The organism is Streptomyces sp. NPDC032745, assembly GCF_055579465.1.
The window spans coordinates 278,230-302,825 of the sequence record NZ_JBVING010000009.1; the positions used below are offsets into that span (position 1 = coordinate 278,230).

Annotated in this window: 24 protein-coding genes and 2 pseudogenes; 13 read left to right on the forward strand and 13 right to left on the reverse strand. The window is 68.4% G+C overall.

All coding sequences use genetic code 11. The features are described 5' to 3' along the window. Window positions 1-189: 189 nt before the first annotated feature. Window positions 190-1,062 (reverse strand): transposase, encoded by an 873-nt coding sequence (locus tag ACZ5WG_RS24520; protein ID WP_468725984.1) that lies wholly within the window; start codon window positions 1,060-1,062, stop codon window positions 190-192. Window positions 1,063-1,121: 59 nt separating this feature from the next. Then, window positions 1,122-1,763, reverse strand: coding sequence for a hypothetical protein (locus ACZ5WG_RS24525; protein WP_468725901.1), 642 nt, complete (start codon window positions 1,761-1,763; stop codon window positions 1,122-1,124). 281 nt (window positions 1,764-2,044) lie between these two features. Here ACZ5WG_RS24525 and ACZ5WG_RS24530 point away from each other — a divergent pair, with 281 nt between their 5' ends. The 4 genes from ACZ5WG_RS24530 (at window position 2,045) to ACZ5WG_RS24545 (ending at window position 4,820) form a co-directional block, all read left to right on the forward strand. After that, a complete protein-coding gene (locus ACZ5WG_RS24530) occupies window positions 2,045-2,494 on the forward strand; it encodes a nuclear transport factor 2 family protein (RefSeq protein WP_468725902.1) in 450 nt (149 codons plus the stop codon). A gap of 268 nt (window positions 2,495-2,762) precedes the next feature. Further along, entirely contained in the window at window positions 2,763-3,659 is an 897-nt protein-coding gene (locus tag ACZ5WG_RS24535; RefSeq protein WP_468725904.1) for a suppressor of fused domain protein, read from the forward strand. Window positions 3,660-3,806: 147 nt separating this feature from the next. After that, window positions 3,807-4,034: a hypothetical protein gene (locus ACZ5WG_RS24540; protein ID WP_468725906.1), complete on the forward strand. Its 228-nt coding sequence runs from the start codon at window positions 3,807-3,809 to the stop codon at window positions 4,032-4,034. 558 nt (window positions 4,035-4,592) lie between these two features. Continuing rightward, window positions 4,593-4,820, forward strand: coding sequence for a hypothetical protein (locus tag ACZ5WG_RS24545; protein ID WP_468725908.1), 228 nt, complete (start codon window positions 4,593-4,595; stop codon window positions 4,818-4,820). 571 nt (window positions 4,821-5,391) lie between these two features. On the opposite strand, the gene ACZ5WG_RS24550 is transcribed toward ACZ5WG_RS24545, so the two are convergent. Continuing rightward, complete coding sequence (locus tag ACZ5WG_RS24550; protein ID WP_030873969.1) at window positions 5,392-5,697, reverse strand: hypothetical protein; 306 nt, start codon at window positions 5,695-5,697, stop codon at window positions 5,392-5,394. Window positions 5,698-6,427: 730 nt separating this feature from the next. On the opposite strand from ACZ5WG_RS24550, the gene istA reads away from it, so the two are divergent. The 3 genes from istA to ACZ5WG_RS24565 all read left to right on the forward strand — a co-directional run bounded on the left by istA (window position 6,428) and on the right by ACZ5WG_RS24565 (window position 10,462). After that, the gene (gene istA / locus ACZ5WG_RS24555) at window positions 6,428-8,047 is read left to right on the forward strand and encodes an IS21 family transposase (RefSeq protein WP_468725985.1); all 1,620 of its coding nucleotides are present in this window, start codon (window positions 6,428-6,430) and stop codon (window positions 8,045-8,047) included. Window positions 8,048-8,059: 12 nt separating this feature from the next. Further along, window positions 8,060-8,857 (forward strand): IS21-like element helper ATPase IstB, encoded by a 798-nt coding sequence (istB, locus tag ACZ5WG_RS24560; RefSeq protein ID WP_468725910.1) that lies wholly within the window; start codon window positions 8,060-8,062, stop codon window positions 8,855-8,857. A gap of 1,197 nt (window positions 8,858-10,054) precedes the next feature. Next, on the forward strand, window positions 10,055-10,462 hold the full coding sequence (locus tag ACZ5WG_RS24565) for a hypothetical protein (RefSeq protein WP_468725912.1): 408 nt from the start codon (window positions 10,055-10,057) through the stop codon (window positions 10,460-10,462). A gap of 185 nt (window positions 10,463-10,647) precedes the next feature. Here the strand turns inward: ACZ5WG_RS24565 and ACZ5WG_RS24570 are convergent, their stop codons facing one another. Further along, a complete protein-coding gene (locus ACZ5WG_RS24570; RefSeq protein WP_030862712.1) occupies window positions 10,648-11,067 on the reverse strand; it encodes a hypothetical protein in 420 nt (139 codons plus the stop codon). 272 nt (window positions 11,068-11,339) lie between these two features. Between ACZ5WG_RS24570 and ACZ5WG_RS24575 the strand changes: the two genes are divergently transcribed. Together ACZ5WG_RS24575 and ACZ5WG_RS24580 are read left to right on the forward strand one after the other, a co-directional pair. Beyond that, entirely contained in the window at window positions 11,340-11,729 is a 390-nt protein-coding gene (locus tag ACZ5WG_RS24575; protein ID WP_468725913.1) for a hypothetical protein, read from the forward strand. 182 nt (window positions 11,730-11,911) lie between these two features. After that, entirely contained in the window at window positions 11,912-12,199 is a 288-nt protein-coding gene (locus tag ACZ5WG_RS24580; protein ID WP_468725915.1) for an RICIN domain-containing protein, read from the forward strand. A gap of 448 nt (window positions 12,200-12,647) precedes the next feature. Here the strand turns inward: ACZ5WG_RS24580 and ACZ5WG_RS24585 are convergent. The 3 genes and pseudogenes from ACZ5WG_RS24585 to ACZ5WG_RS24595 all read right to left on the reverse strand — a co-directional run bounded on the left by ACZ5WG_RS24585 (window position 12,648) and on the right by ACZ5WG_RS24595 (window position 14,498). Further along, window positions 12,648-13,537 (reverse strand): annotated as a pseudogene (locus ACZ5WG_RS24585) (IS5 family transposase). An 87-nt stretch (window positions 13,538-13,624) separates the two neighbouring features. Further along, window positions 13,625-14,260, reverse strand: coding sequence for a VOC family protein (locus ACZ5WG_RS24590; protein ID WP_468725917.1), 636 nt, complete (start codon window positions 14,258-14,260; stop codon window positions 13,625-13,627). A 76-nt stretch (window positions 14,261-14,336) separates the two neighbouring features. Next, window positions 14,337-14,498 carry a hypothetical protein gene (locus tag ACZ5WG_RS24595; protein ID WP_468725919.1) on the reverse strand — a complete coding sequence of 54 codons (162 nt, stop codon included), beginning with the start codon at window positions 14,496-14,498 and terminating at the stop codon, window positions 14,337-14,339. 63 nt (window positions 14,499-14,561) lie between these two features. Between ACZ5WG_RS24595 and ACZ5WG_RS24600 the strand changes: the two genes are divergently transcribed. Continuing rightward, window positions 14,562-15,056 carry a hypothetical protein gene (locus ACZ5WG_RS24600; protein ID WP_468725920.1) on the forward strand — a complete coding sequence of 165 codons (495 nt, stop codon included), beginning with the start codon at window positions 14,562-14,564 and terminating at the stop codon, window positions 15,054-15,056. A 28-nt stretch (window positions 15,057-15,084) separates the two neighbouring features. Here ACZ5WG_RS24600 and ACZ5WG_RS24605 read toward each other — a convergent pair whose 3' ends face one another. Further along, on the reverse strand, window positions 15,085-15,276 hold the full coding sequence (locus tag ACZ5WG_RS24605) for a hypothetical protein (RefSeq protein WP_468725921.1): 192 nt from the start codon (window positions 15,274-15,276) through the stop codon (window positions 15,085-15,087). 763 nt (window positions 15,277-16,039) lie between these two features. Here ACZ5WG_RS24605 and ACZ5WG_RS24610 point away from each other — a divergent pair. Then, window positions 16,040-16,417, forward strand: a complete 378-nt coding sequence (locus ACZ5WG_RS24610; RefSeq protein WP_468725923.1) for a hypothetical protein — start codon at window positions 16,040-16,042, stop codon at window positions 16,415-16,417. A 591-nt stretch (window positions 16,418-17,008) separates the two neighbouring features. Here ACZ5WG_RS24610 and ACZ5WG_RS24615 read toward each other — a convergent pair. Together ACZ5WG_RS24615 and ACZ5WG_RS24620 are read right to left on the reverse strand one after the other, a co-directional pair. Next, window positions 17,009-17,290: pseudogene (locus tag ACZ5WG_RS24615) on the reverse strand (IS5/IS1182 family transposase); the annotation flags it as partial. Beyond that, window positions 17,270-17,428, reverse strand: a complete 159-nt coding sequence (locus ACZ5WG_RS24620) for a hypothetical protein (RefSeq protein WP_468725996.1) — start codon at window positions 17,426-17,428, stop codon at window positions 17,270-17,272. The gene ACZ5WG_RS24620 and the pseudogene ACZ5WG_RS24615, both read right to left, overlap by 21 nt. Before the next feature lie 339 nt (window positions 17,429-17,767). Between ACZ5WG_RS24620 and melC1 the strand changes: the two genes are divergently transcribed. Further along, window positions 17,768-18,193 carry an apotyrosinase chaperone MelC1 gene (melC1, locus tag ACZ5WG_RS24625; protein WP_351777689.1) on the forward strand — a complete coding sequence of 142 codons (426 nt, stop codon included), beginning with the start codon at window positions 17,768-17,770 and terminating at the stop codon, window positions 18,191-18,193. After that, window positions 18,190-19,032 (forward strand): tyrosinase MelC2, encoded by an 843-nt coding sequence (gene melC2 / locus ACZ5WG_RS24630; protein ID WP_468725924.1) that lies wholly within the window; start codon window positions 18,190-18,192, stop codon window positions 19,030-19,032. Before melC1 ends, melC2 begins: the two co-directional genes overlap by 4 nt. 1,245 nt (window positions 19,033-20,277) lie before the next feature. Here the strand turns inward: melC2 and ACZ5WG_RS24635 are convergent. From ACZ5WG_RS24635 to ACZ5WG_RS24645, 3 genes are all read right to left on the reverse strand, one after another. After that, the gene (locus tag ACZ5WG_RS24635) at window positions 20,278-21,990 is read right to left on the reverse strand and encodes a glycerol-3-phosphate dehydrogenase/oxidase (protein ID WP_468725925.1); all 1,713 of its coding nucleotides are present in this window, start codon (window positions 21,988-21,990) and stop codon (window positions 20,278-20,280) included. Between the two features lie 48 nt (window positions 21,991-22,038). Next, window positions 22,039-23,556: a glycerol kinase GlpK gene (glpK, locus tag ACZ5WG_RS24640; protein WP_468725927.1), complete on the reverse strand. Its 1,518-nt coding sequence runs from the start codon at window positions 23,554-23,556 to the stop codon at window positions 22,039-22,041. Between the two features lie 95 nt (window positions 23,557-23,651). Next, window positions 23,652-24,500, reverse strand: a complete 849-nt coding sequence (locus tag ACZ5WG_RS24645; protein WP_468725929.1) for an MIP/aquaporin family protein — start codon at window positions 24,498-24,500, stop codon at window positions 23,652-23,654. Window positions 24,501-24,596: the final 96 nt, after the last annotated feature.

Sequence of the window (24,596 nt, forward strand, 5' to 3'; positions counted from 1 at the left end):
CCGAACAAGCCACCGGGCGGTGTCGTCCTGGCCGGCCAGGACGAGACGGCCTGTCGCTTGCTGTCTGCGACGGCTACCAGGGGATGGCGTTGATGCGGCGTACGGCTTCGCGGATCTGGTCGAGGCGGGGGTAGCCCTGGCCGCCGGGCCCGAAGCCGGTGCCGGGGATGCTCAGGACGTCCGCCTTGGTCAGGAGGCGTTCGGCGAAGGCGTTCCCGGCGAGACTCGGTGGGTTGCGGACGAGGCAGTAGAAGGTGGCCCGGGGCGCAGGACTTCCAGCCCAGCCTCTTCCAGGCCGTCGCACAGCACGGTCATGCGTTCGCGGTAGGTGGCGCGAAGCTGCTCGGGATGGCCGGTGGCGTCGTTGAGGGCGGCGACGCCGGCGTGCTGGATCGCGGCGAAGGTACCGGATTCGGTGTGTGTCTTGACGGTCCGCAGGGCGGCGATGGCCTGCTCGTTGCCGACCGCGTATCCGACGCGCCAGCCGGGCATGTTGTAGGTCTTGGACAGGGACTGGAACTCGATGCCGCAGTTCATCGCTCCGGGTGACTGGAGGAAGGACGGGGGAGGGGTGTCGTAGCAGATCTCGGAGTAGGCGGCGTCGGAGGCCACCAGGACGTCGTGCTCGAGCGCGAAGCGGGCGACGTGGTCGTGAAGCCGGTGGTGGCCAGAGCGGCGGATGGGCGCGTGCGCGTGCGCGTGCGGGTGTGGGCGGCGGCAGTGGTGGCACTCGCCAGCTTGGCGTTGCCCCGGCGATCGTGCTGGCGCTGGCGGGAAATGCTGCCACTGAGACTCCACGCTGGCCCTGGCTTCTGGATGAGCTGCGGCAACAGCGCCTGCGCGGCCCGCAGCATCCGTCGAACGTCCCGTCCGCAGCCCACCTGCGGAAACGCGTGTGGAGCGTGGCCCGCGGTCCGTACGCTCGGGCACATCCCGCCAGGCCGTCCCGGTACGGAACTTCCACACGACCCCGTTCAGGACCCTGCGGTCGTCCAGCCGCTTCCGCCGCCGCAACGACTCAGGCAGCAACGGCCGGACGAACTCCCACTCGGTATGAGTCAGTTCATGTACGACGTATCACCACCCCGTGATCCACTAAAAAGATCATTTGAGGGTGCTGCCTAGTGGCCCATGTTGTGCTGCCAGGCCAGGGTCGAGACAAGCTCGGCGCTGAAAGCCTCGCAGAGCGCGAGAGCCTCTCGACCGGCTGCAGTGCCCAGGAGACCCGCAGCCGGCGGCAGTGCCAGAACGATGTCGTGACAAGCGGCCTCGGCGGCGAGGTTACAGGTGCTGTGGTAGCCGAAGTCGGAGCCGCGGCCCTGGCCGGGCGCGGTCACGAGGTACCGCTCATGGGCGCGGTGAGCCGGATGGTCCCACAGTGAATCTTGCGTGCTGCTGTCGAGCCATCCGGACACCTCGCGGGGTCGGCGAATGATCCGCTCGGCCTCCTCCGCGCTCAGTTCGTCCAGTACGTTCCACATCTCCAACTCCGCAAGAGCCTCTACCTGGACTTCGGCGATGACGTTGTCCAGTTCCCCTTCCTCCGGGTCGGTGAAGAACGAGGTGCTGACCATTTCGGCCACCGCCTCCGTGTAGGCGCGGTGGGACTCTTCCTCGCCCGGGGTGAGGATCATCGCGCGGAATACGCGCTCCACAACCGTGCGGTGAAGGCCCCACTCGGGGTCGAGCCTGAGCATCAGCAGCGGCGCACGCAGCCGCCAGAGCGCCAGCGTGGCCGCGTGGCGGCGCTGGACGGTGGTCATGGCAGTGCACCGATCTGTGAGCGCAGCGTCGTCTAGCTCATCGAATACGTCCATCATCCCTACCCATTCAGCGCCCGTGTTCGGGCCCCACTCTAGGTTCTGCTTGCAACGGCGGGGCATCGTCCTGCCAAGCCGACGTCACCGTCGCATCCCGACGTGGGCGTGAAAGATGGCTTCCTATTACCCCCGGGGTAATCGACCGCCCTGCGCTCTACCGGCAGGATCAAGCACGCCGACGGGTACCCCCGCCGGGATCCGGCCGCAGCCGCGAGGAGAGTCCTATGTCAGCCAAGTCCACGGCGAGTTCAGGCACCATGGCGAGTTCCGTCGCCGAGACCACCCGGGCCGTCGTACAGGAGTTCCTTGCCGCCCGGGTGGCCGGGGACACCAGGCGGCTTGTCGCGCTTTTCGCCGACGAGGTCGACTGGTTGCTGGCCGAGAACCCCGCCGCCCCGTGGATCCGCCCGCGATCCACCGCCGAAGAATGCGCCGCCCAGTTCACGGAGTTGATGGAGCACACCGTGCCGGAGGACGCGCGCGCCTCCGTCGACACTTTCCTCGTTGACGGCACCGACGCGGTCTTGATGGGGCACTTGGCGGGGACCGTACGCGTGACGGCAAAGTCCTTCGAAGGCCCGTTCGCGTTGCGCCTCACCGTCGAGGACGGCCGGATCACCCGGCACCACCTCTACGAGAACAGCCTGTCAATCGCCGAGGCTTGCGCTCCGTGAGAGCGCGCCACGTGCTTGCGTCTGCATTCCGGTTCACGGGGGAGATGCTCCGCGGTTGGAGGCCTCGTGCCCAGGCGGGCCGGCGGCAGGCAGGAGGCAGGCCGGCAGGGCGCCGCCCGGGGCTGGCTGACGTGGGACGGCGACGGTCGCCCCATTCCCCACCTCGGCCAGTTCGGCGTCAGGTAGTTCGGCTCTGACGGAGATCTTGTGCTCAGGCTGGCGCTGACCCCGGCGGATGGGCTGCGGCGGCCTCGGGCATCATGATCGGATGCCGGACACCGCAGCATGCCCTGCTCTTCTCGGTCACCTCCGTCGGACGCTCCCGGGTCGCGTCATCGATGAGGTCCCAGGCGTGAATGGGCCTATCGAGGATCGCGTGCCCGGATTCCGGGTGTTCCGGATCCATCCCGCGTATCCAGGCGACTGGTGGCTGTATGTGACGTCGGGCTGTTGGGAGGCAACTCAGCACGACGGCCATGGCACGGAGTTCTTTCTCGCGGCACCGCGCGACGAATGGATCAACCTGGAGAGCGTCACAGTCAACGCGTACTACCACTGCGGACCGGTACACCAGCGACTCGACGTCGGACACACCGTCCCCATTGGCCGACCGTGGCTCGATGACTCCGACTGCGACCACTACCTGGTGAGCCTGCCGTATCCCTTCGGACCCGACTTCGAGGTCTGCAAGTGGGAAGGCGGAGCCCATGCCCAAATCCTGTGGCTGTTGCCGATCACCGCAGCGGAAAAGGATTACCGTCGGGAGATGGGGCTCGAGGCGCTTGAAGTCCGTTTTGATGAGCAGGCTTTGCGATGGCTGGCGGCCGGTCTTCAGGTTGGGCAGGTGACGTGGCGGGACGAAGCTGCGCCGTGGCCTCAGCGGCTTGAGACTGACAGAACTCTCGTGCGTGATCCCGATTCCGTCGGCGTGCTCATCTCCGGCCCGGGGGACGCTGGGCTGTCCGTGGTGCTGTTCCGGGGTGGCTGGGCCGACGTGGACTACTTCGACGGCCGCGACGACGGCGGAGCGATACCGGCGTTCGGCATCAACTCGGCAGCGGCCTTCGGCACCCAGCTCGATCAGTGGGTGCCGCACGTCTTCGGGAAACCTTGGCAAGAGGTAGAGCTGGAAGGCTGGCACCAGCGAACAGCCCCACCGCGGTGATCAGCCAGCAACGGCTTGCTGCTCTGCGCGGGCGCGGGTGGTGGCGAGGCGGTAGACACCTCACGGTGCCAAGTGGTCAAGCCCGCGGGCGTGAGAGACCGGTGTAGCCTTCTGGCTGTTCGATTTCAGGCAGGGGGTGGGGATGCGATGGACGTGGTGCGGGTCATGGAGTCGTTGGCAGAGCAGGGTGTGACGGTGTTGTTCAAGGTCGACGCCGAGCGCATGCGCGATGCGACGAAGCCTTGGACCTTCGTCGCGAGCGGGGCTCCGCTTCGGGATGATCTCCTGGTTCGTACGGACGCCGTCTCTCTGGAGGCGTGCCTGGAGGTCTGCCTTCCGCGGCTGCGGGAGCTTGGTTTGGTGATTCCCGACTGACGGCGCGGTCCAGGGCGGGCAACGAGCCGTGATCGAGCTTCCCGAAGGGTCATGGTGGGACTGGGACATTGTCGCCTGGGACCCCGGGCGGTTGCGTCTGGGCGCCGGGCACGACATCTCGTATGCCCACGGCCTGGAGCTGGTGTTCAGCGACCCGGTCTTTGTCACGTGTCCGGCCGCCTTCCAGGATCCTGTGTTTCGTGCGCCGACGCCTGCCGAGGTTCCGGCTCATTGCCCGGCAGGTCGGCGAGGCACCTCCCGTACTGATTGCCTTCGAGGCCGATGCGGGCGGGCCGAGTCTCGCTTCCGGCCTGGTCGCGGCCGGGCAGCTCGACATCGTCCAGGGAACCGCCGTGTCGGAGCCATGCCGCCCGGCGCTGCCCGGTCGGGCCTGCGAGGGCTGTCGGAAACCGTGAGCAGTCAGGGGAGGTGTGTCAGGGCTGCCGCGCTCGGCGGAGCGGATCTTCGTGTGGTGGCGTGCCCTTGTGCGGGGTGGCCGGTTAGGGCCTGTCCAATGGATCAAGGTGTCTTCGTAGAGTCGGCGTCGTTGATCACAACATGAACATCGCGAAGCGCGCTTTCACTGCCGTCCTCCTCGTCGGAGCCGCCGTCTCCCTCGCCACGCCAGCCATGGCAGACGAAGGTCCCGCTCCGGGCGAATGGACTTGGAGTTGGAAGAGCAACATGCAGAATCAGAACGGCCTCCTCAACCTCGCCAACAACGGCAACCTCTGCACCGGTGTGGCTGGGGTACTGGCTCCAGCTGCTGCCTGCACCAGCAGCTGAGGCTTCACGCCTGTGACGTGTGCCCCCTGTCTGTGGATGGAGAGGGCACACGCAGAGCGTCCGCACTCATTCAAGGAGCCAGAGTCGGATGGCGGCGGTGGTGACAGTGCCGTGGAAGACCTCAGCCAGGCCATCCTGGATCGTGTACCGCGCAGGGGGGTCCGCTGGGATGCCGCCACGCTGTGGCCCGAAGACTGGGAGGCACTCATCCGCCAGGCCTCGATGCCGGCCGATGGTGAAGAGGACGTCCTCATCGTTGCCACCGAGCCCCGCAGCAGCAGCGTCGTTTCGGCCGATGTATGGGCCCCATCCCGACTGGAGCCCGGGCGTTCTACCCGCCCGGAAGAGGGTCCGAGACGTCCTCGACATCGCGGTGCGCTTCCCGTGGGGCTGGCCGCGGTGGAACGTCGGCGACCCGGAGCAGGCGTGCGCGGCCCCGCGAGCCCGGGCGCCATCCAGCGCGATACCGAGTCCAGCCGAAGGTCGCACGCGCACGCGTCACGAGTGCACGGACCGCGATCGCCCCCGGTCTGCAGTCAATCGGAGGACTCGCTGAGCCCGGGTCCGACGGCTACTTCTTCCAGTCGACCGAGGTAGCCATGAGCGCGTACTGGCCGCACTCGCCGCCGAATGCCCAGTGCCCGCGGCCGACCCACTTGCCATAGATGACCTTGCCGTTGCCGCACTCGGTCGTGGCGCGCGCCTGGCCGGAAGTGACGGTGCAGGAGGCAGTCCACTTGTGGCTGTTCGACTGCCAGTTCTTGCAGTGGTACCCGGGCCCTGCGGCGCTTGCCATTCCCGGAAGTGCGACGACCATCCCGCCAGCGAGCGCCGCCGTGGCCACGGCAGCGCCGATGCGGCGTACTGCGTGCTTCATTCTTCTCCCCAATGCTGCCCGCTGAAGACGCCCGGTACGGGACACAGCGAGCGAAACTCCCCGTACCTGCGGGTAAGGCTACGAGGCGCCTTGATCATTTAACAAGTTCATGAAGTACAGGGACGCCTGTGCGGTTAGCTCGAGCACTCGAACTCGGCACATGACCGCCGCCGGCCGGTCAAGTAGCCGGAGTTGGGGCACGCGCATCATTCCGCTCGAGCTCCTGACTGTTCCCGACCTGGTCAGTGATGTGCCGCCGTCGCATGCTTTGGTGGCGACAACGTCTCGCGCCTCGGCTGGTGGCATCTGACGCCGCGATGTTGCATCGACTGCAACCGTGGGGTGGGCATGGAATCTGTTGGTACGCCAGATGATGCAGAAGGCTGCCCCAGTGACAGCAGTCGGCCGTCGCCCTGGGGAGGAAGCCGATCTGGCATCGCGGCGCGCCAACCGGGGTGTCCAGCCAGGCTGCGCGGCTTCTTTCCGCTGTCCTGTCAGGACCTGGGACGGGACGGCGGAGGCAGCGCAGCACGCCTCAACGCTGTGGGAGCGGGGTGTTGCGGGCGTGTGCGGGGTTCTCGTGGCTCTGTCAGCGAGTTACGAGAGCGTCTGTAGCTCAGCCTCGAGAGCACCCTCTTCCACGGAAGAGTGATGTCGCTGAGATTTGAGAGCACCTGGATGCTTGCTTCGGGACCATGGTTGTGCTCTGCACGATGAGGGGGCCCGGGTGCTGCCGAAGTCCAAGGTCGATCTGTACGCGGCGATCCGCCGTGACTCGCGCCAGGGGCTGTCGAACCGCGCTCTTCAACGGAAGTACGGCGTCGGGTTCTTGACGGTGCAGAAGGCCTTGTCGTCGGCCTGGCCGGAGCCGAGGAAGCAGCTTCCGCCGAGGGCGACCCGGCTGGATCCGTTCAAGCCGTTGATCGATGAGATGCTGCGGGCGGATCTGGACGCGCCGCGCAAGCAGCGGCACACGGTGAAGCGGATCTTCGAGCGGCTGCTGGATGAGCACGGCGCGGACGAGGTCTCGTATCAGATGGTCCGCGGGTATGTGGCGACGCGCCGTGAGGAGATCCGGGTCCAGGCCGGCCGGGGTGTGGTGGAGGCGTTCATCCCGCAGACCCACAAGCCCGGAGCCGAGGCGGAGGTCGACTTCGGGGACGTGACGGTGCGGTTGGCTGGCGAGTTGGTGACCTGCTACCTGTTCGCGTTCCGCCTGTCCTACTCGGGCAAGGCAGTGCATCGGATCTTCGCGTCGGCTGGGCAGGAGGCGTTCTTCGAGGGCCACGTTCACGCTCTCAACGTGCTGGGCGGAGTGCCGACCTCGAAGGTCCGCTACGACAACCTTAGGGCCGCGGTCGCCCAGGTGCTGGGCTTCTCCCGGCAGCGGGTGGAGGCCGAGCGGTGGACAGCGTTCCGCTCGCACTACGGCCTGGAGGCTCTTTACTGCCAGCCTGGAATCCATGGCGCCCACGAGAAAGGTGGAGTCGAGGGCCAGATCGGCTGGTTCCGCCGAAACCACCTCGTCCCTGTTCCGGAAGTCGCCACGCTCGCCGAGCTCAACGAGATGATCGAGCGGTGGGACGAAGCGGACGATGCCCGGCGGATCCGGTCGCGGCCCCGCACGATCGGCGAGTACTTCACAGCCGAGCGGCCGCTGCTGGGCCCGTTGCCGGACGAGCCGTTCGAGACGGGCCGGCTCTTCACCCTGCGGGTCGACCGCTACAGCCAGATCAGCGTCCGCACCAACCGCTACTCGGTGCCGGTACGGCTGATCGGCAGGACGGTCCGAGCGCTGCTGCACGCCTCCGAGCTGGTGGTCCACGACGGCCGCGAGGAAGTCGCCCGGCATGAACGGCTCATCGCCAAGGGCGGATGCCGCCTCGACCTGGACCACTACCTGGAGGCACTCGTGCGCAAGCCCGGTGCCCTGCCGGGAGCCACCGCGCTTGATCAGGCCCGCTCCGCGGGCAGATTCACCCCGGTCCATGACGCCTGGTGGGCGGCGGCCGTCAAGGCCCACGGAGAACGCGACGGCACCCGCGCACTGATTGAGGTCCTTCTTCTCAGCCGCCACCTGCCCCACGAACACCTGGTCACCGGCCTCGCAGCGGCCCTGAAGACGGGCGCGCTGACCGCGGACGCCGTAGCACTCGAAGCCCGCAAGGCAGCGGAGGAGGACGGCCATGCCCCGGCGGAACCCGCGTCCCCTGCGGCTGGTCGCTCGAATGTGACGTCCTTGGCCTCACGCCGCCTGGCTCACCTGCCACCCGACAAGCGGCCGCTTCCTTCGGTCGCCCACTACGACCAACTGCTGCGACTGCGCCGGCCGGATCGCCCCACCACCTGAAGGAGAACGACTGTGACCTTCCCCCGCCAGCGAGGACTCACCGAGCAGGCCGCCACTGCCGCGGTCGACCAGGCATGCAGGATGCTGCGGCTGCCCACCATCCGGTCCCAGTTCCCCGAGCTCGTCGCGACAGCCGAACGCGAGCAGATGTCCTACCTCGGCTTCCTCGCCGAACTCCTCCTTGCCGAGTGCGACGACCGGGCCCGCCGCCGCTCCGAACGCCGCATCAAGGCCGCCGGGTTCCCCCGCGACAAGTCCCTGCGAAAGTTCGACTTCGACGCGAACCCCAGCATCGACGCGGCCATGATCCATACCCTCGCCAAGTGTGAATGGATCAAGAAGAGCCTGCCGCTCTGCCTGATCGGCGACTCCGGCACCGGCAAGTCCCACCTGCTGATCGCCCTCGGGACCGAAGCCGCGATGGCTGGCTACCGGGTCAAGTACGTGCTGGCGACGAAGCTGGTCAACGAGCTCGTCGAGGCTGCAGACGAGAAGCAGCTGACCAAGACCATCGCCCGCTACGGCCGCGTTGATCTTTTGTGCATCGACGAGCTCGGCTACATGGAACTCGACCGGCGTGGCGCCGAGCTCCTCTTCCAGGTTTTGACCGAGCGGGAGGAAAAGAACAGCGTGGCGATCGCCTCGAACGAGTCCTTCTCTGGCTGGACAAAGACGTTCACCGACCCGCGTCTTTGCGCGGCCATCGTCGATCGCCTCACCTTCGGCGGCAACATCATCGAGACCGGCACCGACTCCTACCGCCTCGCCACCACCCGCGCTCGCGCCGAACAGCAAGCCGTCGCTGGCTGAGCATCTGACCGCCGGAACTTCCCTCAGCCTTGATCTTGGGCACTGAAGCGGTCTACCGTCGGCGGACCTACCGTCTTCCTATCTGGAAGTGTTCATGCCTCGCCGGTCACCGGGCGAGATCAGGGCTCAGCTCCCACGCCGGGCCAACCGAGTCAGGCATCGTCGGGCTCCCGTGATCCGAGGGCTGTCCGCATCCGCGAACAGGCAGATCGCACACTTCGAACGCATCCATGGGCTCCCAGCCGGCGAGGTCGCACACGCGCTTCGCCGATGGAGTTCCACTGCCCGAAGGCCACGAAGGGATGTCACTCCCTTCTACGGATACGACGACACCGACCTGCGGAGCGGCTATTACCACGTCCGCACCCTGCTTGAGCTCACGCTCCGGCTTCTCCGCACGAAGGCACGACGCGAACTGCGTGCAGTCATCGCGCCCGTGGATGACCAGATTCTCCGACGCACGGTCAATAACCCCTTCGAGGCCCCCGATCTTCCGTGGTGGAAGCGCCGAATCGAGTGCTGACCCACTTGGCCGACGGCCCTACCGCTGCCGTGTGCTGCTACTTCTCACCGACATTCCGAGGCCTCTTGAGGGCGAACCGATGCCAGGACTCACCGACATTCGCTCTCCGCTCTCACCTACGCAGCCATTCTCGTGTGGGTGGCTTGGCGGCACCTCTGGAGGGCTTGCGGTGTTGGCCGGGTGTAAGCCCGGCCGGCTGGCGGCTCGGTCGCGGTTCGCCGGGTTCGGGGTTGGGGTGTTCGGAGGGAGTGGTCATGTCGCGTGTTCTTGATCAGCAGCAGGATTCCTGGAGGGCAGCACCTGGAGCATCGGCCTCACCGGCGGCGGTGGTTCCTCAGGCGATGTCCGCGACGGCCGCTGCGCAGGCGGTGTCGGGTACCGAGGTGTTCAGTAAGTCCGGTGAACCGGTGTACTGGACCGCGCCGGTGGGGACGAAGCGCGTCACGTTCTCCCTGTGGGGTGGTGGCGGCGGTTCGGGGGGTTGCGGGGGTGGTGGAGGCGGCGGGCACAACAGCAACTTCAAGGGTGCCGGCGGTGGTGGAGGCGGTGGTGGTGCCGGCGGTGCGGGTGGCAGCAGTGGTGCGTTCGCGACGTGCGTGTTGTGCTCCGCTTGGTGAAGGGGTTGCTGCTGTGGGAGAGCGACGGTGCGGGCGGCGCTGGCGGGAGGGCGGGCCGTGGCGGTCGCGGCTCTGATGGCCGGGGGTGCGCAGCTTCCGGTGGCGGCGGCCCACGCCGATGACGATCTGCCGCAGAACTGCAGTCGCTGGCACGCCGGCCGCGCAGCCCGACCCGCCCGCAGCTCCTCGTCCTCGGCCGCCACGCCCGGGACGGCCGGCTGCGTCGGCCACACCGTACCGCTGCGCCCGTATACCGCCCGGCAGGTCGCCGAGCACCTCACCCCGGCCGCTCCCGGACACCTGTGGGAGGGCGTGCGCTTCTCCGCGACGTGGGGGAGCCGCGACGTCCTGGACACCGCCCTAGTCCACCCGGCCTGGTCGCCGAGATCAGCGCCGACCGGGCCATCGACCACGGCGGCGTCTTCCGCCACCCGCTGTGCTTCCAGTGGCTGCGCCTGGACGTGAGCGTGGGGGACGTTCCCGGGTTTGGTGAGGGTCCGGCCGCGGCCGCCGGCTGAGCGGCCGCGGTACCGGGTGGGGCTGGCGGCTGGATGCAGCCCCTGACCTTCGTTTCGATGCGGGGACGGGCCGCGGGCTGGGGCATTGGGCAGGGGTACCTGCCGTCCCCGTCCGCAGCCCTGGGGAGGGGGTTAGGGGACGACGATGGAGAAGGAGGCGTCTTCGTAGACGCCGGGCTTTCCGGTGATGACGAGGAAGGTGTCGGTGCGGGTCCCGCACGAGGGGTGCGGCCACATGGAGATCCGGATGTCGTATTCGAAGCTGATGTACTGCAGGGTGGCGGTGGGGACGAGCTTGCGGATGTCGAGGTCCTTGTCCTCCAGCTCGACGCAGTAGTGGCCCGCCGCGGGCTTGGTGACGGCTTCGATGCCCTTGGACCGGTTGACGCTGCCGTTGGCGTTGACCACGGCCGCGGCCTGCGCGTAGGGGGCGGTCACCTTCGCGGAGCCGGGGGGTGCGGCCACCGCTGTCCCCGCCCATGTTCCGCCGGCGAGGAGTCCGAGGGCGACGCTGGTCCACACGGCTGCGCGGGTCTTCTTGCTCATGGGCATGTGCAGTTTCTTCCCCTCTGTGATGGTGCCGGCGGCCTCCCCGGGCCGTCGGCACACCCGAAGCTAGGGGCGCCGCCACGGCCTTCATGGTCCTCACGCGGTGAAACCACCGGTTGAGGGGGCGCGGGAGGTGCTCGTCCCGGACCGAGGCGCGCCTTCGGCGCGTGTGGCGGGGGCTTCCACGGGCGGGGTTTGCTCCGGACCTGGGGATGGACTGCGGGTGTGCAGTGGCGTTTCGCCGGTGAATCAGGCGCTCCGGGAGGGTGAACCCGGTGGCCCTGGCCGACACCATGCCTGAGGACGTGCATCGCTTGGTGGTCGCGTTGCACGACGCGGTGACGGGTTTGATGGGGCCGGCGCAGTACGAGGGTGGCGAGGTCCGCCCGCTGGCCGTCGTCCACGCCGCGACGCTGCTGAAGTCGATGGCGGACATCTGGCAGGCCGAGGACGTTCAGACGGCGCGTAGCGACTACTCGTGGGAGGAGATCGCGGGTGCCCTGGGCACCTCGAAGCAGTCCGCGCATGGGCGGTTCAGCCGCTTAGCTTGTGCTTTATGGTCTGGTGTCCCGTCACACCGAAGGTCGAGCGATCACACCGAAGGCTGCATTGTCCTGATCGAAGTTGCCTATGCCCTGGAGGATCGATCTTTCGCCTGCAGCTAGCGGATCGGACCGGCTATTCCGGTCCCATCCCATCCATATTTCATACCTTCAGGTGCCGCATGAACTCGACTGCATACATTATGTAGCCGAAATCGCTACCAATGGTGACTGTCAGTTCGTTCTGCACCTGGAGGCACTGTGAAGTTCCCTACCTGGCAGCCACCGCGACCACCCTTGTGGCTGTGGGTCTGCTCACCTGTGCGCAGGCGTCCACCGCGTCAGCCGCCACGTTCACCGCCCAGTTGGTGGCCTGCAACAGCCAGAAGTGCGTATCGGTAGCAGGTGTGAGCACCGCCAATGGCGCCGCCGCGGTCCAGTGGGACTGCCTGGACGCCCCGAATCAGCAGTGGAAGCTGGTGGCTTCCAGCGCTGGTTACTACACGGTGGCTGCCGTGAACAGCGGCAAGTGTCTGTCGGTCAGTGGCGCAAGCGTCCAGAACAACGCCGCTGTGGTCAGTGGGACTGCGTGAACGGCACAAATCAGGAGTGGCGGCTGGTACCACGGCCTTCGCCTGATCCTGTGCTCCGACCAAGGATGCACCTGACCAGCACGGAGGCCGTGAGGGAATGAGTCTGCTGCATCACGATGGCCAGCGGGATGCGTTCGTTGTGGCGTCGCTCTTCCGGGACGACTTCTGCGAATGCCTGACCGCCCGGCGTGATGAACTGTCGAGCTGGCCGACGCCTCTTTTGCCACTCCAGCGAGTGTGTGCAGGTCACCGGCCGCTCGGCGGTGTGACTTAGCGTCGTACTTGGCTACTTCGTGGTCTAAGTGCTGTCCCGTAATCCCCGGTGGATCAGCGCGCGGTGTCAGATGCGGTGCATCGCAAGGCGGAGGAGCGTCCTCATACCGGGCGTATCCGGGCGTTCCGACAACGCGGCGAGGCGCCGTAGCTGTCGTCGTGCGCCCGCCGGGGTTTACGGGACAGCCCTTAGGTTCTGTCTCTTTGGCCAGCGTCGTGCCCAGATGAGGATGGCGGCGAGGTGGAGTGCTGCCTGGTAGGCGATGGCGAGCTTGTTGCATCGTGTGGCCAGGCCGAGCCACTGCTTGAGGCGGTTGATGCAGCGTTCGACGCTGTTCCGCTGCTTGTAGATCTCGGCGTCGAAGCCGGGCGGGCGGCCGCCTCGGCGTCCTCGCCGCAGGCGGTGGCCGATCTGGTCGGACGGCTGCGGGATGACCGCGCGGATCCCGCGTCGTCGCAGGTGGGTCCGGATGGCACGGGAGGAGTAGGCCTGGTCTGCGAGCACGGCCAACGGCCGGGTTCGGGGCCTGCCGGGCCCGCTTCGTGGCACGCGGATGGGGGCCATGACCGCTTCGAAGGCGGGTGCGTCGCCGACCTGGCCCGCGGTGACGGTCAGGGCCAGGGGCCGTGCACGGTCGTCGGCGGCCAGGTGGACGTTGGTGCTCAGGCCGCCGCGTGAGCGTCCGAGGGCGTGGTCGGCGGGCTCGCTGCGGCCTTAGCCCCTTTTGCGTGCTCCGGCGGAATGCTGGTGGCCGCGGACGACGGTGGAGTCGACCGAGACGGTCAGCCGATGTCGTCACCGGCGTCCGCGGCCGCCGGCACGGCGGTCAGGATGTTCTGCCAGGTTCCGTCGACGGCCCATCTGATCAGCCGTTTGTGGGCGGTCTGGAACGGGCCGAGCTCGTCGGGCAGGTCCCGCCAGGGCGAGTTGGTGCGGTACTTCCACGCGATGGCCTCGAGCGGACGGCGGTGATCAGCCCACCGCCGTCCACGGACCGGATCGGCTGGCATCAGCGGCTCGATCCGGCCCCACATCGCATCCGTGATCACTAATCGGGCAGACACATCCGATCAACTGACCAACCCATCAATGAGACACGCGCTAGCCAGGAGACCCCAGCCGGCTGCTCCCGCGGGGCAGTCGGGCCCTGGTCAGATCGTGACCGGGCCGTGGGCGGTGGCGAACTCGACCGAGACCAGGCCCGGTTCCTCATCCTCGACCCAGGTGACGTCGATCTGGTCGAGGGGGTGGTCGGCCGGTTCGCCGAGGAATTCGGCGATGGAGGCGGCGTCGCCGGCGATGGAGACCCCGTGGATGGTGGTGGAGGTGCGCGGGTCGGAGCTCGGGCGCTCCTCGATGGGGACCAACCACTCGAGGAAGTAGGGCAGTTGCGGGTCCTCCAGCAGTTCCAGCAGGCCGATCTGCTTCCACCTCAGGTCGAACCCGTCGGGGCGGACACGGTGGCCCTCGGCCGAGGTGCGGCCGAGGCGGGCCTCGACCGGGGCGATGTCGTCGACGGAGACCACCCAACCGAGCCAGCCGCCGCCCTCGGCGGCGCGGCGCGCGACCGCCTGGCCGAAGGGTGCGCGGTCGGCGGCGGGGTGGTCGAGTGTGGTGACGACCTCGACGTAGGTGCCGCCGCTCAGCGGGAGAATAAAATTGCGGGTGCCGAATCGCGGGTGCACGCCCCCGTCGACGAACCCGGCGCCGAGGGCCGATCCGATCCACTGAACCGTCGAGACGAAGCTGTCGCGGGCCACCGCATAGGACACGTGATCAAGTCGCACTGCGCCATCATCACCCGACAACCCGCACAAATCCCGACGCCACGCCCGCCACGCCCCGGCCGCGTCCGCCGTGGACTCAGCCGTGGAGCGGATCGATCATCGTCATCCCGGCGGGGGAAGCCCGGTCGAAGCCAGGTAGCAGCGCTGCCGCCTCGTCGAGGCCCACGACCCGCTCGATCAGCCGCTGCGGGGCGAGCGCGCTGCTGCCACAGGATTTCGATCCGGCATGCAGCACCATGCGCACCGCACTCCCAAAGACAGGCCCTAGCTGCGCCTGCTGGCCCTGGGCGCGTCTGCCAGCTTGGCGTCCCAGATCCTGTTCGACGGTGCCGGGCAGGCCAACACGTGGCGCGGCGAGCAGCCGGCGTTCGCCGCCGCATGCGACGCAGTGGCCGCCGCGACCGTGCAGCGGGCGGAGCGCCGGCCCTGCCGGTTCACGCCCGAGCGCCGCCGGCAGTTCCTGGAGTATCTGCGGGCCGGGATGGCGCCGACGAAGGCCGCGGCTGAGGTCGGCATCACGACCGCGACGGTCTACCAGCGGCGCCGCCGCGATCCCGACTTCGCCGAAGCCATGGACCAGGCAACCGCCACCCGCAGCACCCCGGAACCAGGAGCCGCTGTCACCGACGCACAGTGGACCGCCTTCTACGAGCACCTCGCCGCCCACGGCGTGCTCCGCCAGGCAGCCCTCGCCGCCGGGATCCGGCCCGAGATGGTCTACGACCGGCGCAGATCCGACACGGACTTCGCGAAGCAGACCGACCACCTGCGCCTTCAAGACGAGGAAGCGCCGTAGACAAGCACGGCCTGGTGCCGGGGGAGGGTCAGGCGAGGAGTGAGCCGATCCGGAACCGCATCTCGCCCGCGGCCCGACGAATCTCCTCGCTCTGCGCGGTGTCATCCAGGAGCCCGAGGAGCACCATCAGAGCCCGTGCCTCGTCTTCGCTGATCAGTTTCAGGCGGGGTTCGGTCATGCCGTCGAGGAGGGTGTCCAGCTGGTCCAGTGTCTCGTCCATGCCGGGCACAACGGCGCACAGGCTCGCAGGTCACCGTGCTTCCCGGCGCACCGCACGAGCGGGGCCAACGCGGCGCTGTGTCCGGCGGCGGGATGCGGTCGAGGTCGCCGACGCAAGGTCCTGGATGTGTTACTGGTCTAGCGGGTTCGGGCGTCAACCCTCGCCCGTGTGTCTCACGCGGGATGTCGAATGCTGTGCTTGTGCTGCTGATCGGTGCTTGGGCGTGGCTAAGGGCTGTCCCGTAATCCCCGGTGGATGAGCGCGCGGCGTCAGATGCGGTGCATCGCAAGGCGGAGGAGCGTCCTCATACTGGGCGTATCCGGGCGTTCCGACAACGCGGCGAGGTGCCGCAGCTGTCGTCGCGCGCCCGCCGGGGATTACGGGACAGCCCTTAGGGTGGGGGTCAGTCCGCGTCGATAGGGCGTGCGCGGGCGAGGCCCGGTGACCAGAGCGCTCTGGCGGCCGTAGCACCGGGCCGCCCAACCACCCCGCGGACCGATGTCCGGCGTACGGGCACGCGTCTCCTCTGGTACGGGCCACCCCGCTCCGGCCGCCCCACCGGCTCGGGAGTAGGCGGACCACGAGCGGTCGATACCGCTGCTGAAGGCGATTTGGCGGGGCTATCGATGACGGGAGTGGCCTGCTCCGGGCCCCGGCAGCGGGAAGGGAGGCAGCGGAGGGAACGCCTCCGCTGTGGTCTGCCTCTTCCCGGGCGAAGACCGCCCCCGGCCGTTTCGACCGGCCGTCCGACAGGAGAACCGCCGTGCCGCTCTCGTTCCGTCGCACCCGCCCCCGTACTCCTGCCCGCGCATCCCGCCTCGTCGGGATCTGCGCCGCCGCCATCGTGGTGGTGCTGTCAGCCGGGGCCGTGGTCGCTGTCCGGGAGGGCCGCGCGCCCGGGCTCATGCCGGAGCGCAGCTGGGGGCCCTGGACCGACGGGGGCATCGAGGGCTGGTCGACGCACGTGCGTGTCAACAGCTGGGGCGACGCGGCCGAGGCCGACATCCACTTCGGCAAGGCCGAGGATCTTGCCCTGCGGGCCTATGGGAAGACGGCCCGTGTGACCAGCAGGATGGAGCCCACCGTCTTTACCCTCACCTCCGACGGTAGGCTCACAGCTCGCCGCCTGTCTGCGCGGTGAGCGGCGGGTTGAGCCGGGTGCATCCTTCTGGCACTGGTAGGGGAAGTGCAGCACTGGTCGGCCTGTGCCCCGCCCCGACCGCTTCCACAGCTCTGTTCGCTCTCGCAGGAGAACTGCAACAGGAGTCGTCCGGGTCCAGCCCGGCTCGCCGCAGTGGAACTCGAGTAGATCGGCGGGTCCCCTGGGCGGCGCGGCCGAGGATTTCGCCGTCGCATCGGACGCGGCGCTCGCCCCGGGCGTCCGGTCGACGATCACGCGCAGCGCAGGGCTCATCCCTGCTTTCTCCATACCCGCATTGAACCCCTCAGCCGATCCGAGCCACACCACGACCCTGAGCAGCCGCCTTACCAAACACCATCTACGGGATGAAACGCTCTTTTAGCCGTCCGCTGCCAGGGTTGCTCCTCCTCACCTCGCCATGACACCCGGCAGGGCCCGGTACCGTCCGGCGCCACGCTGTGACCCGCCTTAAGAGGGCGGTTCGTGGGGTGATATCCGTTGCAGGCGAGGCTGGTGCGGGCTACCGCTTCCTGGTGAAGCTGCCGACGTCGGCCTCGGTGAGGATGTCGAGCTTGACCAGGCGTTCAGCTTTGCGCGGGTGCCCTCGATGTTCTTCGGCAGCAGCTGCAGTTCGGTGATCTGACCGCGGAGATCGTCCGCCAGGGCCCGGGCGGCGTCTTCCTGGATCCCGAGGGCATCGACCGGGACTCGTTTCGCGGCGTCTCGGCCGGTCGTGGAGGCGGGGACCCCGGCAGCCGCGCGGACACTCTGGGTGTCCAGCACCACCAGGGTCGGGTCCTGTAATCGGCGGGCCCGCTCGCGGACCTGGCAGCGCAGGAGCTGGTGGATGACCTAATCGGTCCCGTCATCCCGCCCGTGCGCGGCATCGTGCTCGTCCTGCCCGTCGAGAAGGGCGACGGGACCCAGTACGACCACGCCCTGGACGAGATCCGCAGACCTTCCGCGGACCTGCACGACGGGAACCTGGGGCATCTGGTCCCCGTCCGGCATGTACGCCCACATCCTCGGACGTGTGCTGCTGGTCCCGGCCTTCTTCCGGTTTCCCTCACCCGAGCGCGGCCCCCTTCCCGTGAGTGGTGGGGACGCTGACACGTGACCCCGTCGCTACGCGAGGAGTGCCTGCGCCAGTTGGGATCCGTGACGATCCAGATAAGACGGTAGCGACAAGCCGGGAGAAGCCGCAGGGCCGGCCTGGCCTGCGGCTGATGTCATGGCCACGTAAGATGACCTCGGCGCCGGCACGCACCCGCCGGCATTTCATCCCGGCCGGGCCGTAAATGTGCGAGTCATCGATCGAATGTTCGAAGACTTCTGATACATATTCAAGCCATGAACATGATCACTCGCCGACAGGCGCTGGGGCTCGGCTCCGCCGTTGCCGCGGCCGCCGGACTGGCCGCCTGCTCGTCCAAGTCGACCTCCGAGGCGCCGGCGGCCGGGGCCTCCGGCGCCTCGGGAGTAGCCGGCCCGTCCGGAGCGCCCGTCTCCCTGCCCACCGGCACCATCGACGAGACCTACGAGGGCCACCGCATCCAGATCACCGTGGGCCCAGGCGGCCACCACGGCATGGTGATGCCCACGGTCAAGGTCGACGGCAACGACCTGCACATCATGCCCAACGCCGATGGCAGCTGGGTCACCGTCGTCAACCACTACGAGACCTTCCCGGACCCGGTCTCGGCCGCCCGGGCCGCCGTCCGCGAGCTCCAGGGCGCCGACCTCGTCCCCTTCACTGCCAAAGAGGCCAAGCTGTGACCGTCCGCAAGAATCAGGCCACCCTCACGCCGGATGAGAAGAGCGCCTTCGTCAACGCGGTCCTCGAACTCAAGCGGACGGGCATCTACGACCGGTACGTCAACGCCCACAACTGGTACCTGCTGAACGACTCGGACTTCGGCGACCGGACAGGCCACCGCTCACCCTCCTTCCTGCCCTGGCACCGCCGGTTCCTGTTGGACTTCGAGGCGGCGCTCCAGCGGATCGACAAGAACGTCTCCCTTCCCTACTGGGACTGGACGGCCGACCGTACGGCCAACTCCTCGCTATGGGCTTCCGACTTCATGGGCGGCACCCGCCGGGCGCGCGACGGCCAAGTACTCGATGGGCCGTTCGCCTTCCAAGGCGGCAAGTGGGCCCTGACGGTGGGCGTCGACCGGCGCACATACCTGCGACGCGGCCTCGGCTCCGGGACCCCGCAGCTACCGACGCGGGCCGACGTGGACTCCGTTATCGCCCTGCCGGTGTACGACTTCGCCCCCTGGAACAGCGCCTCGAACGGGTTCCGCAACGCCCTGGAGGGCTGGCGGGGCGTCAACCTGCACAACCGGGTGCACGTGTGGGTCGGCGGCCAGATGACCTCCGCTGCCTCTCCCAACGACCCGGTGTTCTGGCTGCACCACGCCTTCATCGACAAGCTGTGGGCCGAGTGGCAGGCGAAGCACCCGAAGTCGGGCTACCTGCCCGCCGTCCCGACGGCGAACGTGGTCGACCTGCGGTCCGTCCTGAGCCCGTGGAACAACGTGACCCCGGCCGACCTGCTCGACCATCACCGCTTCTACACGTTCGACACGGAGAACGGCGGGCAGCGCTTTTAGTCGGTGGTTTCGTTCATGAAGGCGGACAGCGTTTGTCGATGACTTTGGGCGGCCATCGGTGATCACTGTGCCTCAACATGTCGACGAGTTTTGAGGTCTGGCACAGATCTTGGGGAGTGGTCGCGGAGCCTGGTGGGCAAGCCCCTCGCGGACGACGACACCTCTAATTCGTTAGTAATTAGAGGCTTTGGATCTCTGATGGGCCCGGGGTGGCGTCGTCCAGCCGCGGGCAGGACATGTGTGGTCCGGTCGGTGCCGTGGCGACCCCTACACCATCACGGAGCCCTGTTCGTAGCGGGAAGCGATGGGCTGGAAGAACCAGCGGCGAGGCCAGGTTTGAGCAGCACTCGCCGATTCCGCCTGCAGACCGGGTTCCGCAGTGCCCAAGGCTGGCCCCAGACTGCCGCAGAGCGTTCAGCGGTCGAGGCGACGACGAGCCTGGGGGAGACCCTTGCTGTGACTCCGCAGCTGTGCGCCGTACGGGACGCAGAGTGAGTTCGCGCCGCCGCCGTTGCGGCAGCAGGGCTGACCTGTTGACCGCACTATCTGGGTGTGGTGTCCGGTGGCTCTTTCGCCAGTGTCAAACGCTGACGAGCGACCAACCACTTCCTCGCCTGAGATTCATGTACGCCGCATGCCTCAAGGAACGCCCACAGCATGGAGACCGAAGGCAGACGCGTGCCTCGTTTCCGCAATGCAAGCGACACTCCGGTGCGCGGCTATCTGTGTCTGCCGAGGTGGTCTCTGCCGCCGAGTGTTTCGAGCTGGCGCAGCGTCGGAGCGCCGGCTCGGGCATGCATCCGCCGTAGCTCAGCGGCGAACTGCCCTCTTGTACGGACAGCCTTCGGCCGCGCCCTCTTGGGGCGTGCAGGACCCCAAGAGCCCGGTCCTTTCGCGCTTGTGCCCACCACCTCCGCGCCTCGTCTGCGGAACCACCGCAGACTTCGGCAAAGGTGACCGCTGTGCGTTCGGACATCCAGCACACGCCTGCCCCGGCGCGGCGGAAAGTGCTGGTGGCCGACTCTCGCGGCTCCGACCTGGAGAAACGGTGCAGGAAACGCTCGTGCAAAGCCTTCAGTTCACCAGCCCACGACCGGGCATCAGCAAGTTCCCCACCCATGACCTGACCAACGACCGACCTGCCCAACCGTCATGGCAGGCACCGTTGCAGTACCAGCTGCGCCTGCTTGCCCTGGGCGCGTCTGCCAGCGGGTCGGGCACCTTCTACTTACCCCCGTGGGCCGTTCAGTTCACCGGGATGATGTCGGGGGCGCCGAGCCGCACAGCGTCGGCGGTCAGGTCGTCCGGCTGCTGCTGGGCCTCACGTTCGGCGGCGACGCGCTTGAGGTAGTGGTCGACCTCGCGGTCCTGGTGCGCCCGGTCCCATCCCAGGTGGGGCGCCATCAGCTGGGCCACGGTCGGCGCCGCGTCCACCCCGCGGTCCCAGGACTCGATGGAGATCCGGGTGCGCCGGGCGAGGACGTCCTCCAGGTGGCGGGCTCCCTCGTGCGTTACCGCGTACACGGCCTCGACCCTCAGATAGTCGTCGGAGCTCGGCAGTGCCTCGCCGAGCGCGGGCTCGGCCGCCACCAGGGCGAGCAGTTCGGGCGCCAGGGAGCCGTAGCGGTTCAGGAGGTGTTCGATGCGGGCGACATGGAGCCCGGAGCGCTTGGCAAGCCGTTGCCGCGAGTTCCACAGCGCCAGGTAGCCGTCGGCGCCCAGCAGCGGAACGCGGTGTGTGACGCAGTCGGGAACCTTCTCGTCCAGGCCTCGGACGGCCTCGTCGACCGCGTCCTTGGCCATCACCCGGTACGTGGTGTACTTGCCGCCCGCCACCACGACGAGTCCGGGCACAGGATGGGCGACGAGGTGCTCCCGGGACAGCTTGCTGGTCTCCGCCGCCTCGCCGGACAGCAGGGGGCGTAGGCCGGCGTAGACGCCCTCGACGTCTTCGGGGGCCAGGGGGGTGGTCAGGACGCTGTTGACGTGTTCCAGCAGGTAGGTGACGTCCTTGGAGCTGAGGGCGGGGTGGGCCTTGTCGAGTGTCCAGTCGGTGTCTGTGGTTCCGATGATCCAGTGCCGGCCCCAGGGGATGACGAACAGCACGCTCTTCTCGGTGCGCAGGATCAGCCCGGTCCGGGAGTTGATCCGGTCGCGCGGGACGAGCAGGTGGACGCCCTTGGAGGCGCGGACGTGGAACTGGCCGCGCGTCCCGGCCATGGCTTGGGTGTCGTCCGTCCACACCCCGGTCGCGTTGATGACCTGTTTGGCCCGCACCTCCGTCTCGTTGCCGCTCTCCAGGTCCGTGACGACGGCGCCGACGACCCGCTCGCCCTGTCGCAGGAAGCGGCTGACGCGGGTGCGGTTGGCGGTCAGCGCCCCGTACGAGGCGGCCGTACGGGCGAGGAAGAGGGTGTGCCGGGCGTCGTCGACCTGGGCGTCCCAGTACTGGATGGCGCCCACCAGGGCGTCGGAGCGCAGGGCAGGTGCCTCGCGCAGGGCCCCGTGCCTGCTCAGGTGGCGGTGGTGGGGCAGACCTCCGGAGGTGCCGGAGGCCCGGGCCATCGCGTCGTACAGCAGCACGCCGCTGCCGACGTACGGGCGCTCCGTGACGCGGTGTTGCAGGGGGTAGAGGAACGGCACCGGACGTACCAGGTGGGGGGCGAGGAACCGGAGCAGGAGGCCCCGTTCCTTGAGTGCCTCGGCGACGAGGCGGAAGTCGAGCATCTCCAGGTAGCGCAGGCCGCCGTGGATGAGCTTGCTGGAGCGGCTGGACGTACCCGAGGCCCAGTCGCGGGCTTCGACGAGTCCGACGCTCAGGCCGCGGGTGGCGGCGTCCAGGGCGGACCCGCTGCCGACGACGCCGCCTCCGACGACGAGGACGTCGAGTTCGCCCTGTCCCATGTCGGCGAGGGCCTGTGTGCGGGCTTGCGGTGAGAGGGCCACCGGATCGACCATGGTCTCCTCCTCAGTGCTGCGGGCGCGCGCGGCCGGATCGGCCGGAACTTATTCGACCTTGGCCCAGTCGAGCGTGCGCTCCACCGCCCGCTTCCAGCCCTCGTACCCTTCCGCGCGCCGTTCCTCCGACCACTCGGGCGCCCAGCGCTTGGACTCCTGCCAGTGGGTGCGCAGTTCGTCCGTGTCGCGCCAGAAGCCGGTGGCGAGCCCGGCCGCGTAGGCGGCGCCGAGCGCGGTCGTCTCGGCGACGACGGGACGGCTGACCGGTACGCCGAGGACATCGGCCTGGGTCTGCATGCACAGGTCGTTGGCCGTGACTCCGCCGTCGACCTTGAGCACGTCGAGGTGGACGCCGGAGTCCTGCTCCATGGCTTCCACCACGTCGCGGCTCTGGTAGCAGATGGCCTCCAGGGTGGCCCGCGCCAGGTGTCCGTTGTCGTGGTAGCGAGCCAGACCGACGATCGCGCCGCGGGCGTCGGAGCGCCAGTACGGGGCGAACAGGCCGGAGAAGGCGGGCACGAAGTAGATGCCGCCGCTGTCCTCGACGGTGCGGGCCAGGCGTTCGCTCTCGGCGGCGTCACCGATGATCTTCAACTGGTCGCGCAGCCATTGCACGGCGGATCCGGTGACCGCGATGGATCCCTCGAGGGCATAGATCGCGGGGCTGTCGCCGAACTGGTACGCCACGGTGGTCAGGAGGCCGTGCTGCGAGCGGACCAGTTCCGTCCCGGTGTTGAGCACCAGGAAGTTGCCGGTTCCGTACGTGTTCTTCGCCTCGCCGGGCGCGTAGCAGACCTGCCCGACGGTGGCCGCCTGCTGGTCGCCGAGGACGCCGGTGATGGGAATGGCCTCGCGCAGCGGCCGGGAGGTGCGGGTCCGTCCGTACGCCTCCGGGTGGGAGGAGGGGTTGATGGTGGGCAGCATGGCCCGGGGTACGCCGAAGAAGCCGAGCAGTTCGTCGTCCCAGTCGAGGGTCTCCAGGTCCATGAGCATGGTGCGGCTGGCGTTGGTGACGTCGGTGGCGTGGACGCCGCCGTCGGGTCCGCCGGTGAGGTTCCACAGCACCCAGCAGTCGGTGTTGCCGAAGAGGGCGTGGCCCTGTTCGGCGGCCTCCCGCACGCCGTCGACGTTCTCCAGGATCCACTGGATCTTTCCGCCGGAGAAGTAGGTGGCCGGTGGCAGTCCCGCTTTACGTCGGATGACGTCGCCCTGGCCGCCACGCTCCAGTGCCGCGGCGATGGAGTCGGTACGGGTGTCCTGCCAGACGATGGCGTTGTAGTAAGGGCGGCCGGTGCGGGGGTCCCAGACGACGGTCGTCTCGCGCTGGTTGGTGATGCCGACGGCCGCCAGGTCGGAGGCGCCGAGGTTTCCGTGCCGGAGGGCGTTCTGGATCACCGAATTGGTGCGTTCCCAGATCTCCACCGGATCGTGTTCGACCCACCCCGAGCGCGGGAGGATCTGGGAGTGCTCCAGCTGGTGCCGCGCCACCTCGCTGCCGGCGTGGTCGAAGATCATGAAACGGGTGCTCGTGGTTCCCTGGTCCACTGCGCCGACGAAGTCAGCCATGGGTGCCGCCTCCTCTTGGGGATGCCGTGTGTGGGGGCTGTCGTCCGCGACGGGACGGGACGGGCCGTGCCGTGTCCCGCCCGCCGCGGACCCGGTCAGCTCTCTTCCGGTGCCGGTACGCGTCCGGGCGGCTCCGGTTCGGCGGTCGGCAGGAACCTGCCGATGAGCAACTTGTAGATACCCGCTCCCAGCACACCGCCGATGAACGGGCCGATGATCGGCACCCAGAAGTAGAAGTTGCCGTACTGATCTCTCCATGCCCCGCCGTACCCGGTGAGGAAGCTGGCCAGGCGGGGGCCGAGGTCACGGGCCGGATTGATCGCGTACCCGGCGTTGGTGCCCCATGCCATGCCGATCGCCACGACGATCAGGCCGACGATGAACGGGGCCAGGTTGGCGCCGGGAGGCGTGCCCAGCAGGTCCGTGACCGCGAAGATCAGCAGGAGCAGGATCGCGGTGCCGATGATCTGGTCGCGCAGTGCGCCCCACTCGGTCACCGGCAGGTTCGGGTTTCCGTTGGCCGGGAGCGTGGAGAAGACGCCCTGCGTCTTGATGGTGTGGCCGGGGTCGGCCTTGGCCAGAGCCTCGGTGTAATTCCAGCGGACGATCAGCGCGGCAACGAAGGCTCCGGCGATCTGGGCCAGCGCGTACGGGGCCACCCTGCTCCACGGGAAGCCCTTGAAAGTGGCCAGGGCGACCGTCACCGCGGGATTGAGGTGGGCGCCGCTCAGCCTTGCCGCGACGTAGACGCCCAGGGTCACGCCGAGACCCCAGGCCCAGGCGATGCTGTCGTGGTTTCCGAGGCCGCCCGCGGGGTCTGTCAGGGCTCCGCCGGCGACCACCTGGGCCACGACACCACAGCCGAAGAGAATGAGGATCATGGTGCCGGCGAATTCGGCCGAGAGCTCGCCGACCAGCCCATGTGCTTTGAGGCGCTCCTTCATGGGTGCCCGCTTCCCGCCGGCCCGAAGACCGGCATTCGACTGCCCCGAGCCCCCCGGTTCAGCGTAAGACGGGTCGCCCGTACCGGAAAGGCGAGG